Source organism: uncultured Lutibacter sp., assembly GCF_937891065.1.
Taxonomy (GTDB): Bacteria; Bacteroidota; Bacteroidia; order Flavobacteriales; family Flavobacteriaceae; genus Lutibacter.
Genome location: NZ_CALAEQ010000074.1, coordinates 1 through 16,110, shown reverse-complemented (window position 1 = coordinate 16,110; position 16,110 = coordinate 1). Strand labels below are relative to the sequence as shown.

Sequence of the window (16,110 nt, the reverse complement as noted above, 5' to 3'; positions counted from 1 at the left end):
TCTTTTAAAAAAATTTAACTCCTATTTTACCACATTGAAATTGTGTAGGTTACAAAAATTAAAAAAAAACTTACAAGGGGTTATTTATTAAATGAGGGCAACTAATATAGTGAATTTCTTATGATTTTACAATATCAAGTTTAATTATTATTGTTTCTTAGGCTTCTTTTTAACTTCTGGTTTTGGAACATCAATCCATTTTTCGGTTAATTCTAAATAATTAAATTCTAATTTAGATGGCTGTTCTTCTAAAACTCCATCAATAAATGCACGTTGTAATATATCTTCTATTAAAAAGTCTTCCTTATTATTGATAGGGTCGTATTCATCTTTTAAAGACAACTTGAATAAATTTGCTGTAGTATTATACCAAAATGCTTTCCATCCACTTCTTAAATTTTTAATTAATATAAAAGATGTGTCTCCAGTTTGTCTATGTACCAACTTTATTAATATACGACCTTCAGTTCTTGTAAGCTTCTTTAGTTGATCTGTTAACTCTTCTTCTAAATATTTTTGAATTCGTTTTGTGTACACTCTCTTTTTTCTTTTAGACTTAATGTTTTCTAATCTTTCTGTTAAAACATTCAACCTATCTGTCGCTAATTTAGCATAAGGGTATGCTTTTAAAGTTTTTTTACGAAACCAATAATAATAACGACGATCGTAATCTGTTTTAAAATTTAATTTTTTTAATAAAAGAACTTCGTTTAGTTCTATTAATAAGGTATCACCTTCAAAAATAATATAACGATCCGTTAATAATACAGAATCTATATCTCTTTCTACTTGAGAAAAAAGAAAAGAGCTCATAAATAATAAAGGTATTAATATACCTACTTTAATATTGTATGTCATTTTTAATATTTAATTCTAAACAGATTTCAAAAATACAACTTTCAGAAATCTATTTCATAATAACTTTTTAAATTATTTAAACTTTAAATAACTCATTAAATTGTTCGTCTTATCAACAATTTAGTATATTCGTTTTTTTTAAACAACACTATAATTATGAGTAAAAAAATATTAAACAAAAAATCGATTACTTTTTTAGAAAAGTACTTGAATAATGCCTCTCCTACTGGTTATGAAAGTGAAGGTCAGAAAATTTGGATGGATTATCTAAAACCATATGTTGACACTTTTATTACGGATAGCTACGGTACAGCAGTTGGTATTATTAATCCTGATGCAAAATTTAAGGTAGTTATTGAAGGGCATGCCGATGAAATTTCTTGGTATGTAAATTATATTACACCAGAAGGTTTAATATATGTAATTAGAAATGGTGGAAGCGATCATCAAATCGCACCTTCAAAAATTGTGAATATTCATACTAAAGAAGGTATAGTAAAAGGTGTTTTTGGATGGCCGGCAATACATACTCGTATTAGCGGGAAAGAAGAAACTCCTAAATTAGATAATATTTTTATTGATGTTGGTTGTAAAAAGAAAGAAGAAGTTGAAGCATTAGGTGTTCACGTTGGTTGTGTTATTACCTATCCTGACACTTTCTTCATTTTAAATAAAAACAACTTTGTTTGCAGAGCACTTGACAATAGAATGGGTGGCTTTATGATTGCAGAAGTTGCACGATTATTAAAAGAGAATAACAAAAAACTTCCTTTTGGTTTATATATCACAAATTCTGTACAAGAAGAAATTGGTTTGCGAGGTGCAGAAATGATTACTCATACTATTAAACCAAATATTGCCATAATTACAGATGTTTGTCATGACACTTCAACACCAATGATTGACAAGAAGAAAGAAGGAGAAACAATTTCAGGTGACGGACCCGTTATTAGTTATGCTCCTGCTGTTCAACATAATTTACGCGATTTAATTGTTGATACAGCTATTGCAAATAAAATTCCTTTTCAACGTTTAGCTTCTTCTCGTGCAACAGGAACTGATACGGATGCTTTTGCCTATAGTAATGGTGGTGTTCCATCAGCATTAATTTCATTAGCGCTACGTTATATGCATACTACGGTAGAAATGGTTCATAAAGATGATGTTGAAAATGTCATTAAATTAATTTACGAAACATTACTTTCTATTAAAGATGGTGAAACATTTAGTTATTTCGATTAAATGATAATACTTAGAACACTTTTAGCAGCAATTAGATTGCTGCTTTTTTTACTTATTACTTTAACTGTTTATAGCGTCTTATTATTAACCAATCTGTTTTTTAAAAACAAAGACAAGAAAATTAAAAATGGTATTGTTCACAGACGATTTATAATTAGACTTTTACATCTAGTTTTAGGTTCTAAAATCACCATTTATGGTAATGAACCTAAAGTTTCAGGTTTAATTATTTCAAACCATAGAAGTTATTTTGATCCATTGGTTATTTTAAGAAATATTTTAGCCTATCCAATTGGAAAGAAAGAAGTAGCATCTTGGCCTTTAATAGGAAATGTTTGTAAAACTACTGGTGTTATATTTGTAAAAAGAGAAGATAAAGAAAGTAGAACAGAAACTATAAACGAAATTCGTTTAGTTTTAGAAAAAGGATTTTCAATACTAAACACTCCTGAAGGAACCACTCATATAGAACCAACTACTATAAAGTTTAAACCAGGTGCTTTTGTTTTAGCAGCTCAATTAGGTGTTCCTGTAATTCCAGTTGCAGTAGATTATAAAAACCTTGATGATGCTTGGATTGGTGATGATACATTTGTTCCTCATTTTTTAAGGTGTTTTGGAAAATGGAGAACTGAAATTAAAGTCAGTTATTTAGATCCTATATATTCTAATGATGTAGAAGAACTAATTGCATCAACAAAAATGAAAATTGATAATGAACTTCTTCGCTTTAGAAAAGATTGGGATCAAAATAACTCCTAATTATCAATAAAATGTTAGAAAGCTCATCAGAAATTAATTTGATGGGCTTTTTTTATGTTCTAGAATATAATTTTGACGACATATTTTTGTAAGTTTATTAATTATATCCTATTCCTATTCTTTATGAAAAATACAATTGCTGAACGTATCTTCGATTTTTTAAAAAACTTTCCTCCTTTTGATGTTTTAGAAAAAGAACAATTATTTCAAATTGCTTCACAGGTAAAAGTAACTTACATAGAAAAAGGAAATTTTATATTCAAGCAAGAAGAAAATCCGCATCTTCATTTTTACATTGTAAAAGATGGTGCCATTGGTTTATATAGAACTATGGGAAATGATCAAATTTTAGTTGATATATGTGATGAAGGTGATGTTTTTGGATTAAGACCTTTAATTCAAAACGATCATTACTTAATGAGTGCTAAAGCAAATGAAGAATCTATTTTATATGCTGTTTCTGTTGATTTATTAAAAGAAATTATAAAAATTAATAATAAAGTCCAAAAATTTATAATAGCTAGCTTTTCTTCAAATATAAAAACACCGTATGCCAAAACCAATAATGGTCAATTATTTGCCAATGTTGAAACACTTGAAACCATAGATTCCAATTTTTCAGAAGTACGAACAGCTGAATTTAGTAAAAACCCCATTACTTGTTCTAAAAATGCTACTATAAAAGAAGCTGCTCAAATAATGAGTTCAAAAAAGGTTGGCTCAATTTTAATAGCTGAAAATAAAATTCCTTTAGGTATTATTACTGATAAAGATTTACGCTTAAAAATAGCAACAGGATTGGTTTCTATTAATGAAAATATTTCCAAAATTATGTCTTCACCAGTAATCACTTTTCCTAAAGAAATTACCATTGCAGAAGCTCAAATAGCAATGATTAAATATAAAGTAACACATTTATGCATTACCGCAAATGGAAAACCAACTTCTGAATTAGTTGGTATTTTATCTGAACATGATATTGTTGTATTACACGGCAATAATCCTTCTGTATTAATAAAAGAAATAAAACGTGCAAAAGACACTGAAAAATTAAAGTATATAAAAGAGAAAGCATCAAATCTTCTAAAAGGTTATATAGAACAAAGTATCCCAATCATATTTATTTCAAAAATTATTTCAGAAATAAATGATGCAATTACCATAAAAGCTTTAGACCTTTCTTTAGAAGAAATGGAAACTCAACCTCCCGTTAAATTTGGTTGGTTAGCTTTAGGAAGTCAAGGCAGAAAAGAACAACTCCTAACTACCGACCAAGATAATGCGTTAGTTTTTGAAGATGTTTCTAAAGAAAATTATAAAACAACAAAAGATTACTTTTTACTACTTGCAAAAAAAGTTACTAATAAACTTCACATTATTGGTTTTGAATATTGTCCAGCAGACATGATGGCAAGCAACCCAAACTGGTGCTTATCATTAACCGAATGGAAAGCTCAATTTAATAATTGGATAACAAAACCTAGTGAAGATAGCATTATGTTATGTACCATATTTTTTGATTACAATTTAATTTATGGGGATAAAAAATTGACTTCTGAAATGGCTAACAGCATTTTTAATTCAATTCATACATATGAAATATTTTTAAATTTCTTGGGGCGAAATGCACTATTAAACCCTCCTCCTCTTGGTTTTTTTAGACAATTTTTAGTTGAGCATGATGGCGAACATAAAGATCAATTCGATTTAAAAAGCAGAGCATTAATGCCATTAATTGATGCTGCCAGATTACTAACTTTATCCTTAGATATTAAGGATAAAAACAATACAATTGCCAGATTTAGTAAATTAGTAAAAATGGAACCTCAAAATGCAGATTTATATTTATCATGTATTGATGCTTTTAAAATATTGCTGCGTTACAGAACAAAGCAAGGAATAAAACATCACGATTCTGGTAGGTATATTGAACTTGACAAATTAAACAAATCAGAAAAATTAAAATTGAAAGGATGCTTTAAGCCTATAAAAGACATTCAGGAGTTGTTAAATGTTAGGTATAATTTATCTCAAATGATGTAATGCTTTCGTGGTTTAAACATAAAAATTACCCTTTTTTTTGGGTTGAATATTTAAAGAAGTTTAAAACTTCTCAACCCAATACTATCGAAAATACACGATTTGTTGTTTTTGATACTGAAACTACTGGTTTAGAAACTTCAACAGATCGGTTATTGTCCATAGGTGCCATTAGTATTTTTAATAATGTAATTGATGTTTCAGATAGTTTTGAAGTTTATTTAAAACAAGATGAGTTTAAATCTGAAACTGTTGAAATTCACGGAATATTAAAAGATGGAAATCTACTTAAATTGAGTGAAGCCGAAGCTCTTGAACAATTTATAAACTATCTAGGAAATGCTGTTTTAGTAGCACATCATACTGCTTTTGATATTGAAATGATAAATGTTGCTTTAAAAAGATTAAACTTCCCTAACTTAAAAAATAAAAGTATTGACACTGGAATGTTGTATAAAAAATTAGATGGAAAAAAAGACACTCACTTTTCATTAGATATTTTATGCAATGAATTCAACATTCCAAAACACGATAGACATACATCTTCTGGAGATGCATTTATCACTGCCATCGCTTTTTTAAAAATTGTTTCAAAATTAAAACAAGAACGTAGTGTTCATTATTCAGACTTGTTTAGAACCTCAAATAAGAAAGGGTTGATTTAAAAAAAAAACCTATTCAAATTTGAATAGGCTTTTAAGTTTAATTGATTAATTTAGTAGTTATTTCTTCTTTTTATAAACTAATTGTCCTAATTCAATGGCAATTCCTGTTTTAGCCAATACTGTAAATATAAATGCTCCCATTGCCCAAATTCCTAATGTTACCGAAATTTCAACTAAACTAGGCGTATATTCTGCTATTTTTCCCCAAGGACCAGGAATAAACCCAGGTACAATTAAACCAAAACCTTTTTCAATCCAAATAGCAACAAATAACATTCCGCATAAAACATAAAGTAACTTTAAATTGCTTCGTACTTTATGAAACGTTAATGCAACTGTTGCAAAAACATTCAAGCTTATAGAAGTCCATATCCAAGGTAACAAAGCTGTTTTATCTCCAATTCCAAAGAATAAATAAACAGCACTAATACTATGATGTGTTGGTGCATAAAATTCTTTAAACAATTCAGAAATTAACATGATTAAGTTTATCTGAGCTGCAACTGTCACAATCATACTAATTTTCTTGATTGTATTATCTGGTACTTTAAAAGCCGTAAATTTTCTGATAATTGCTAATACAATAATAATTAAAGCTGGACCAGCAGCAAATGCCGAAGCTAAAAATCGAGGTCCTAATAAAGCATTATTCCAAAACGGACGTGCTTGTAATCCTTGATATAAAAATGCTGTAACCATATGAATTCCTACTGCCCAAAACACAGAAATAAATACTCCTGGAATATAAATTTTTGGGTTAGGAGTTTTCCCTTGGTAACGCATTATTAAAATATATAATGGTATAGTAATATTAATAAACAAGTAACCGTTTAGCACAATAACATCCCAAGCTAACATAGAATTCGGAAAATTAAAAACCCCAATTATAGGGATCATATGCCATAAACGAGCAGGCCCACCCATATCTGCAACAACAAATGCCAAACACATTAATAAAGCAGAAACAGCAAGGCCTTCACCAATTAAAACTGCTTGTTTAAAATCAATATTTTTTAACACATACGCTGGTAAAACCAACATAACAGCGGCAGCGGCAACACCAACCAAAAAAGTAAAATTAGAGATATACAATCCCCAACTCACACGGTCTGTCATACCTGTAGCACTCAGTCCTTCTTCTAACTGAATACTATAATTATACATTCCAAAAAGCATTATAAAAGATAATACCGCCATCCAAATATGGTACGATTTACTTCCATGAGTTACCTCTAAAAATGCATCTTTAACTAAACTGCCAAAAACTTTTAATGTCTTCATTTTTATTTTTATTTGGGCGTTCCCTTTTAATTCTTAAAAGGTCGGGCTTTCGCTACTCGCTTTTTTATTTCTCAATAAAAATAGCTCAAACAAGTCGCTCTATCCCTAACGCACTATATTAACTAAAATCTATAAAGTTAGTTTGTTACTCATTAATCCATATAATACCAAAACTTAGGTTCCGTACCTAAATCTTCTTTTAATCTGAACACTTTTTTGTTTTCCAAAATCCAACGAATGTTACTTTTTGGATCTAATAAATTACCAAAAGTTCTAGATCCTGTTGGACAAGCTTCAACACAAGCTGGGTTTTGTCCTTCACGTGTACGTTGAATACAGAAAGTACATTTTTCCATAACACCTTTCTTACGCAATCTATTCCCTAAATAATGTTGTTTTTTATTAACTTCTTGCTCAGGAACTTCAGGTGTTTTCCAATTAAAACGTCTTCCATCATAAGGACAAGCAGCCATACAATATCTACAACCAATACACCAATCATAATCTATTACAACAATTCCATCTTTTTCTTTCCAAGTAGCTTGTACTGGACAAACCTCAACACATGGTGGGTTATCACAATGAAAACACTGGGTTCCCATATAAAAATGATTTTCTGCAGGAACTTCATGATAATAATTATCATCCGATTCTTCAAAATTAAAGCCTTTTCCATCTTCCATTTCATGAATACGGATATACTGCATTTCTGTAGACCTGTCTTGATTGTTTTCTTCAACACACGCATTTACACAATCCATATACCCCTGACATTTAGAAATATTAAATGCATATCCAAACAATACATCTTCTTCAGCATCTTTAGATGACATGCTTAAATTTTTCCCTGTACGTAATTCGTAAGATCTCGTTAAACGATCAACTGTTTTGTTTTTATCTTCATCGGTCATTAACTTGTAATTCCCTTTAAAATATTCATCCCATTCAATACCAGATTTTTCTTTACTTTCATCACCACTTACTACACTACAAGCTGTACTTACCGCACCTGCGCCTATAACTAAACCTGCTGTAATTTTTTTAAAGGCTGATCTTCGGCTCATAGAAACGTCCATAATTTGGTCGAATCCGTCCTTTGGCTTTTCTTCTGAACAAGAACCTTCGTTATTGCCACATCCACAAGAATCTGACTTTTTAGATTGATTCAAATTTAAAGAATACCATTTTTTATTCGTTTCACTCATTGTTTACTATTTTATAAAAACAATTGTTATTTCTTAATTACTTGCGTTCCTGTTCAACAGTTGTATTAAATCTAACTGGCCAACGTTTTTCAAATGCTGGTTTATGTGGATTATGACAGTTAACACATGTATTAGATAGTCTTGGCGGAGCCCAACCTCCTAGTTGCTTCCCGTGTGCACCACCTTTCCAATCTTTAAATTCTTGTTGATGACATTGACTACACAACTTATAACTTAAATTAAAATCTATTGGGCTATTAGTTAAACTATGTAATTCATCCATATTATTTGATGTATGACAAGTTGCACAATTCATAGTTTCTAAACCTGCATGCTCTATTTTTATGTTCCAATGCGCCGCTTTTTCTCCTACTTGATCTTGTTTTAATTTCTCAATTGGTTGTGTATGGCATTCCGTACAATTATAAGAAGCTATTTGACTCTTTCTTTCAGGAATTAAAAATTCATAACCATCTTCACTTACTTTTACGGTGTTAATAGTTTCATTAAATGTTTCAGAGCTAACCGTTACAGCATCGTAATTTAGACTTTCGGCTTCAATTTTATCAATAACAGTATGGTACTTATGTTCATCACTATGTTTACAAGACATCGCAAATAAACAGATAACTATCGTTATTGTTTTTACTACTAATTTTGTTGTCATTTGCTTCATCTTTTATCTTATAAAATCCCCAATGTCAGTCATTTCTTTGTTATTCAACACATGACATTGTCTACAATTGGAACGTTCTGGATGTAATACTCTAATTTCAACTGGAGCAGAAGGCCCAGCGTGACACGCTAAACAATTTTCATGCAACTGAATTTGATGTGGAATTATAGGAGGTCCACCTTCAAATGCTTCATTGTTTATACTTGGTCTTGAAAATGCACTTGAATTTGTTCCTTTAAACAATCCTTTCGTTTTTTCTGTAACGTGACATTGACGACAATTTACCTTTTCAGGATGTGGTACAACAGGCGTAAAAGCTTTAAACTTGGCTACATACCCTCCGTTTTCATGGCATTTTAAACAACTTTTATCTCCTATCTTGAAATCTTCAATAATTGGATGAGGAATACTTGGAGGAGCTCCGTGAAATGCTCTGTTATTATAATAGGTTTCTAAACTTCTTCCACCTTTATAATCTTCTCGCATTGTTGAATAATCATTTGCGAATTTTGAACGCTCAAAAACTCCTTTTTCTGAAGGAATTAATGCTATGCCTTTTTCAACTGGTAATTGAACATATGCTTCTTCTTGTTCGGCATAATAACTTTTAGACCAAGTAAAAATAGTAGCTCCAATAAGCAAAGCAAATATTCCTATAAAATATAATCTTTTCATAATTAAAGAATTGCTTTGTTATACTTTTTCAATTTTTACAGCACATTTTTTATAATCTGGCTCTTTTGAAATTGGACAAAATGCATCTAATGTAACATCATTAATCAATAGACTTTCATCAAAAAATGGTACAAAAACTTGTCCTCTTGTTGGTAATCCTCTTTCGTTAATAGATGCTGGTAATGTACAAGAACCTCTACGCGAAGTCACTTTTACTTTTTCGCCATTTCTAATTCCAAATTTAGTAGCATCCTCAGGATGTAATTCTACATATGCATTTGGCATTGCTTTGTGCAGCACAGGAATTCTTCTTGTCATAGATCCAGTATGCCAATGTTCAATAACACGCCCTGTATTTAACCAAAATGGAAATTCTTGATCTGGGGATTCAGCAGCTGGTTCAAAAGGACGTTGCCAAATAACAGCTTTTCCATCTGGTTTTCCATAAAATTCAAAATCTTCACCATTTTTACAAGCAGGATCATATTTTGCGTTGAATCTCCATTGTGTAGATTTACCTTCTACATAAGGCCAAATTACACCTGATTCTTTTTTCAAAACTTCTAAAGGTGCCATTCCGTGTTTTGCACCTTCATGAAATTGTCTGTATTCGTTATATATTTCATCAACGTGATTTTCTTCAGTATATGGGAATAAATCTCCATAACCCATACGCTTAGCAACTTCAATAGTCATCCAAGCATCAGCCATTGTATCTCCAGGTCCTTCCACCATTTTATCCCAATGTTGCGTTCTTCTTTCTGAATTACCATACAAACCACCCTTCTCAATATGCCAGCAAGCTGGTAAAATTACATCTGCAACATCCGAAGTTGGTGTTGGAAACACATCAGAAACAACTACAAAACAAGAATCTTTCTCCATTGCTGGGCGATAACGACTTGTTTTTGGTAAAGACACTAATGGGTTTGTAACTTGTGTCCAAATAAATTTAATATCACCTCTATCCACTGCTCTAAACATTTCTGTTGCATGATACGTTGGTTTTGGTGAAATATTTTCATAAGGGACTTTCCATATTTTAGCTGCAAGCCTTCTATGATCTTCATTCATTACCACACCTTTTGGTAATTTATGTGTAAATGTTCCTACTTCACGAGCCGTTCCACAAGCTGACGGTTGACCTGTTAATGAAAACGGTCCATTACCCGGTTGTGAAATTTTACCTGTTAATAAGTGTATATTATAAACAAGATTATTAATCCAAGTTCCACGTGTATGTTGGTTCATACCCATACACCAATATGAAACTACTTTTTTATTTGGGTCTCCGTAAATATTTGCCAAATATTTAATATCCTTTACAGATACTTTGGAATATTTTGCAACTTTCTCTGGAGTGTAATCTTCTAAAAATTTCTTATACTCTTCAAAACTAATCCCTTCTGGTTTATCTTTAAAGCTAAATTTATCTTCTGTTCCATAACCAATATTAGTTGAACCTTTACTGAAATTACAATGCTTTTCAACAAATGATTTATTTACCCAACCATTATTAATTATTTCATAACAAATTGCATTTGCAACAGCTAAATCTGTTTGAGGTTCAAACAATATAGATTTATTGGCTGCCATACTTGAACGAGTTGTTCTTGTGGCAAAATCTATAATTTTAGCGCCTCTATTATTTTTTTGCTCCAACATTCTTGAGAATAATACTGGATGCATTTCTGCCATATTGTTTCCCCAAGTAATAAAGTAATCTGCATAATCAATATCTTCATAACAACCCATTGGTTCATCAGCTCCAAAAGTTGTTAAAAACCCAGTAACTGCACTTGCCATACACAAACGAGCATTGCAATCTAAATTATTGGTTCCAATAGCTCCTTTCATTAATTTTGAAGCAACATAACCTTCTGGAATTGTAGATTGTCCTGAAGTATACATGGCTACAGAATCTTTTCCATGGTCTTTAATTGTTTGCTTCATTTTATTAGCAACAATATCTAGCGCTTCACTAATAGGTGTTTTTACATAGCTTCCATTCTTTTTTACTAACGCATGTGTTAAACGGTCTTTTGCCTGAATACACATGGTTTGGTGATATCCTTTAACACAGAGCAGTCCTTTGTTAACCTCACTATTTGGGTCCCCTTTTACAGCAACGGCTTTTCCGTTTTCTACTCCAACTAAAATACCACAACCTACTCCACAAAAGCGACAAGGTCCTTTTTTCCAATCTAAATTGCCTGCATTAGTTAAATTTTCTACTTGTTCAGCAGCAAAAATAATTCCTGGAAACATAGTTGCAGCAGCAGTCATTGCAGCTGCAGCAGCCATTTTTTTAATAAAAGATCTACGATCTACGTTTGTTTGTACCATATTTTTATTGTTTAGCATCAAAACCTGAAACCAATGACAAATGTTTCAAGCCTTTAATTTCTAATAGTTTATTGTATAATTCTGTGTCTGTTTCTTCTGAATCTGTATCAGTAACTATAACAATTACCTCGTGATTTTGGGCGGGAATTACTTCACAGTTTGGCAACTTTTGAAGCTCTTTTAGCAAAATCTCTTTTTTTTGGTCCTCACAATGAAGGATATAACTTTTTATTGGCATACTATTTCTTTGTAACTGATGTTACAAAATTATATTTTTAATCGCTTTAAAATATGATATTTATCATAAAAGATAAATTGGTCCTTTAATTTGAAGTAATTCTAAATAAGGTTTATAGGATGTTTTTATCTGATATTATATTAACTCTTTAACTATCATACTTTTAAGTAATTTACTTAAAATATAAATTCACTTAATTATATAAAGAAATAAAACAAAAAAAGCGTCCTCAAGATTTGAGAACGCTTTAACTTATTAAGTATAAATTTATTTAACTAATGATCCATCCATAATGGATTTTACCACATCTGGATTTAATAAAGTTGAAATATCTCCCATATTTGAAGTTTCATTTTCAGCTATTTTACGTAAAATACGTCTCATAATTTTACCTGAACGTGTTTTAGGTAAATCTGGTACAAATTGAATCTTATCTAATTTTGCAATTGGCCCAATGGTACGCGCAATTAGTTCATTAATTTCATTACGTAAGAAATCTTCATTCTCAGGTTTTTCATAAACTATTACATAAGCATACAATGCATTTCCTTTAATGCTATGTGGGTATCCAACAATAGCAGATTCAACCACATTACTATGTTCATTAATTACATTTTCAATTGGAGCTGTTCCTAAATTATGACCAGATACAATAACCACATCATCTACTCTACCAATAATTCTATAATTTCCTTCTAAATCCCTAAAGGCTCCATCACCTGTAAAATATTTTCCAGGAAATGCTGTAAAATAGGTTTCTTTATACCGTTTATGATCTCCATAAATTGTTCGTGCAATTGACGGCCAAGGATATTTAATACACAACCTACCCTCTGCCGGGTTCGATACTAATTCTTCACCTTTTTCATCTACTAAACTGGGCTGTACTCCTGGCATAGGTCTTGTTGCAAAAGTTGGTTTTGTTGGTGTTACTCCCGCTAAAGGAGAAATCATAATACTTCCTGTTTCTGTTTGCCACCAAGTATCTACAATTGGAGATTTTTGTTTTCCAATTTTTTCATCGTACCAGTGCCAAGCCTCTTCATTTATAGGTTCTCCAACAGTTCCTAAAACTTTTATTGAACTTAAATCGTTTCTTTCAGTCATTTCATTTCCTTGAGCAGCCAATGCTCTAATAGCTGTTGGTGCTGTATAAAATTGATTCACTTTATACTTTTCAACAATTTGCCAAAAACGACTATAATCTGGATACGAAGGAACGCCTTCAAACATTAATGTTGTTGCTCCTGCCGCTAACGGACCATATACAATGTATGAATGACCTGTAATCCAACCAATATCTGCAGTACAGAAATATACATCTCCATGTTCATATTGGAATACATTTTTAAAACTATGAGCTGTTTGTACCATATAACCCGCACAAGTATGAACCATTCCTTTTGGTTTACCCGTAGAACCAGAAGTGTATAAAATAAATAACATATCTTCTGCATCCATTTCTTCTGCTGGACAAATTGCATCAACCGAAGCTAATTCATCGTGCCACCAAACATCACGTCCTTCTTTCATATTAACATTTCCATTAACTCTATTTAATACAATCGACGTTTCAATAGTTGGACAAGTTTCTAATGCTTCATCTACAATAATTTTGAAATCAACTGCTTTACTACCTCTAAAAACACCATCAGATGTTAAAAGTATTTTACATTCTGCATCATTAATTCTTGTTGATAATGCAACTGCTGAAAACCCTGCAAATACCACAGAATGAACAGCTCCAATTCTTGCACAAGCCAATACTGCAATGGCTAATTCAGGCACCATTGGCATATAGATACAAATTCTATCTCCTTTAACAACACCTCTTTTTTTAAGTACATTTGAAAATTTACTTACTTCAGCATGTAACTCTTTGTAGGATAAAGTTCTATTTGCTTCATTTGGATTATTAGGTTCCCAAATTATAGCGGTACTATCACCTCTTTTCTCTAAATGTCGATCTAAACAGTTTTCAGTTATATTTAATTTAGCACCTTTAAACCACTCAAATTTTGGAGTATCCCAATTGTACTCTACAACTTTATCCCATTTTTTTCGCCAAGTAAATGTCTCGGCAATTTGAGCCCAATATCCTTCAGGGTCGTTCACGCTGTGTTGATATGATTTATAATATTTTATAAATGAATCAATTCTTAAATCTTCAAGAGTTTGTTTTTCTTCTTCAGTTGCATGTTCAAATACACCTATTTTATGAAGTTTAAATTCATGTAAAATTTCAGTAATTATTTCAGGATCATCAATAGTTGAAGGTATTGTATACGTAACACCGTCAGCCATGTTTCTTAATAACTTTCGAAGAATTTTTCCTGAGCGTGTTTTTGGTAATCGCGCAACTATCAATACTTTTTTTAGAGAAGCAACAGCTCCAATTTGTTTTCTAACTTCTTGAACTATTTTATATTCCAACTCAAATCCAGAAATGTAATCCCCCGATTTTAAAACAACCAATGCTAAGGGAACTTGACCTTTTAGTTGGTCTTCAATTCCAAAAACTGCACATTCCGCAACTGATGGATTAGAAGCAACAATTTCTTCCATTTCGGCTGTTGAGAGTCTGTGACCTGCAACATTAATCACATCATCTACTCTACCTGTAATATAAACATAGCCTTCATCATCTTTATAACCACCATCACCTGAAAAATAATATCCTGGGAATTTTTTCAAATAACCTTCAACATAACGTTCTGTATTACCCCAAATATTTAATAAATTTCCTGGAGGCAAAGGCAATTTAACAGCAACCAAACCTTCTACATTAGCACCAACTTCTTGTCCTTCATTATTTAAAATTTGAACGTCATAACCGCTAACTCCTTTTCCTGCAGAACCAGGTTTTACAGGAAGCGCTTCAACTCCCATCATATTTGATACCATTGGCCAACCAGATTCTGTTTGCCACCAATGATCAATTACAGGAATATTTAATTTTTCTTCTAACCATTTTAACGTAGAAACATCACAACGTTCACCTGCTAAAAATTGATATTTTAAGCAACTTAAATCGTAATCTTTCATTAACTCGCCATTTGGGTCTTCTTTTTTAATAGCTCTAATAGCAGTTGGCGCTGTGAACATTACTTTCACATTATTCTCACTAATAATTCTCCAAAATGTACTTGCATCTGGAGTTCTTATAGGTTTTCCTTCAAAAATAATAGTTGTATTTCTATTTAAAAGTGGTCCGTAAACAATAAAACTATGTCCAACTACCCAACCAACATCTGATGCTGCCCAAAAAGTATCACCTTCATCCACTCCATAAATATTTTTCATAGAGTATTTTAGAGCTGTAGCATAACCACCCGTATCTCGTAAAATACCTTTTGGTTTGCCTGTGGTACCTGAAGTATATAAAATGTACAAAGGATCTGTTGAATTCATCTCAACACAATCAACAGGTTCAGAGTTTTTTACTAGTTTTTTATAACTTACATACCGTTCAGTTTTTGTCATTATAGCTCCTAACCTACGTTGAAAAACAATTATCTTATCAGGTTTATGCTCTGCCAATTCCACCGCTTCATCAACCAATGGTTTGTATGCAATTAAACGATCCACTTCAACTCCAGCTGTTGCAGTAATTATAGCTTTCGGTTTACAATCGTCAATTCTTATCGCCAATTCATGAGGTGCAAAACCCCCAAAAACTACTGAATGAATGGCTCCAATACGCGCACAAGCCAGCATACTAAATGCTGCGTGCGGAATCATTGGCATATAAATAATTATCGTATCTCCTTTTTTAACTCCTAAATCACGAAGGCCACCAGCCAATCTTTCTACTTCACTTTTAACTTCATTAAAAGTAAAGTTCACTTTTCGTTGTGTTACAGGAGAATCATAAACAATGGCCGTTTGATCTCCATATCCATCTTCAACATGTTTATCTACCGCTAAATAGCAAATGTTTAATTTCCCATCAGCAAACCAACGATCAAATCCGTTTTCATCTTTAGATAAGATGGTAGTTGGTTTTTTATACCATTTTAAGTTATTTGCTTGTTCTTCCCAAAATTGTTCTGGGTTCTCAATACTGCTGTCATAATGTTTTTGGTAGCTCATTTGATCAAATTTTAATGGTTATAAGAGGCT

The 16,110-nt window shown here is 31.6% G+C and carries 12 protein-coding genes; 4 read left to right on the top strand and 8 right to left on the bottom strand.

Annotation, left to right across the window (positions count from 1 at the left end):
- Positions 1-147: 147 nt before the first annotated feature.
- On the bottom strand, positions 148-858 hold the full coding sequence (locus Q0352_RS04360) for a DUF4294 domain-containing protein (RefSeq protein ID WP_299524187.1): 711 nt from the start codon (positions 856-858) through the stop codon (positions 148-150).
- Between the two features lie 153 nt (positions 859-1,011).
- Between Q0352_RS04360 and Q0352_RS04355 the strand changes: the two genes are divergently transcribed.
- The 4 genes from Q0352_RS04355 to Q0352_RS04340 all read left to right on the top strand — a co-directional run bounded on the left by Q0352_RS04355 (position 1,012) and on the right by Q0352_RS04340 (position 5,567).
- Complete coding sequence (locus tag Q0352_RS04355) at positions 1,012-2,100, top strand: M42 family metallopeptidase (RefSeq protein WP_299524190.1); 1,089 nt, start codon at positions 1,012-1,014, stop codon at positions 2,098-2,100.
- On the top strand, positions 2,101-2,862 hold the full coding sequence (locus Q0352_RS04350; protein ID WP_299524184.1) for a 1-acyl-sn-glycerol-3-phosphate acyltransferase: 762 nt from the start codon (positions 2,101-2,103) through the stop codon (positions 2,860-2,862). It begins immediately after the preceding gene.
- Positions 2,863-2,985: 123 nt separating this feature from the next.
- On the top strand, positions 2,986-4,905 hold the full coding sequence (locus tag Q0352_RS04345; RefSeq protein ID WP_299524181.1) for a DUF294 nucleotidyltransferase-like domain-containing protein: 1,920 nt from the start codon (positions 2,986-2,988) through the stop codon (positions 4,903-4,905).
- Positions 4,905-5,567 carry a PolC-type DNA polymerase III gene (locus tag Q0352_RS04340; protein ID WP_299524178.1) on the top strand — a complete coding sequence of 221 codons (663 nt, stop codon included), beginning with the start codon at positions 4,905-4,907 and terminating at the stop codon, positions 5,565-5,567. The genes Q0352_RS04345 and Q0352_RS04340 overlap by 1 nt, the downstream gene beginning before the upstream one ends.
- Before the next feature lie 57 nt (positions 5,568-5,624).
- Here the strand turns inward: Q0352_RS04340 and dsrP are convergent, their stop codons facing one another.
- The 7 genes from dsrP to acs all read right to left on the bottom strand — a co-directional run bounded on the left by dsrP (position 5,625) and on the right by acs (position 16,080).
- Complete coding sequence (gene dsrP, locus Q0352_RS04335) at positions 5,625-6,848, bottom strand: sulfate reduction electron transfer complex DsrMKJOP subunit DsrP (RefSeq protein ID WP_299524175.1); 1,224 nt, start codon at positions 6,846-6,848, stop codon at positions 5,625-5,627.
- A 152-nt stretch (positions 6,849-7,000) separates the two neighbouring features.
- Positions 7,001-8,053: a 4Fe-4S dicluster domain-containing protein gene (locus Q0352_RS04330; protein ID WP_299524171.1), complete on the bottom strand. Its 1,053-nt coding sequence runs from the start codon at positions 8,051-8,053 to the stop codon at positions 7,001-7,003.
- Between the two features lie 37 nt (positions 8,054-8,090).
- Entirely contained in the window at positions 8,091-8,720 is a 630-nt protein-coding gene (locus Q0352_RS04325) for a cytochrome c3 family protein (protein WP_299524168.1), read from the bottom strand.
- 12 nt (positions 8,721-8,732) lie between these two features.
- Positions 8,733-9,404: a cytochrome C gene (locus Q0352_RS04320; protein WP_299524165.1), complete on the bottom strand. Its 672-nt coding sequence runs from the start codon at positions 9,402-9,404 to the stop codon at positions 8,733-8,735.
- Between the two features lie 18 nt (positions 9,405-9,422).
- Positions 9,423-11,750 (bottom strand): molybdopterin-dependent oxidoreductase, encoded by a 2,328-nt coding sequence (locus tag Q0352_RS04315; RefSeq protein WP_299524162.1) that lies wholly within the window; start codon positions 11,748-11,750, stop codon positions 9,423-9,425.
- 4 nt (positions 11,751-11,754) lie between these two features.
- Complete coding sequence (locus Q0352_RS04310; protein ID WP_299524160.1) at positions 11,755-11,988, bottom strand: chaperone NapD; 234 nt, start codon at positions 11,986-11,988, stop codon at positions 11,755-11,757.
- Positions 11,989-12,255: 267 nt separating this feature from the next.
- Positions 12,256-16,080 carry an acetate--CoA ligase gene (gene acs, locus Q0352_RS04305; RefSeq protein WP_299524158.1) on the bottom strand — a complete coding sequence of 1,275 codons (3,825 nt, stop codon included), beginning with the start codon at positions 16,078-16,080 and terminating at the stop codon, positions 12,256-12,258.
- Positions 16,081-16,110: the final 30 nt, after the last annotated feature.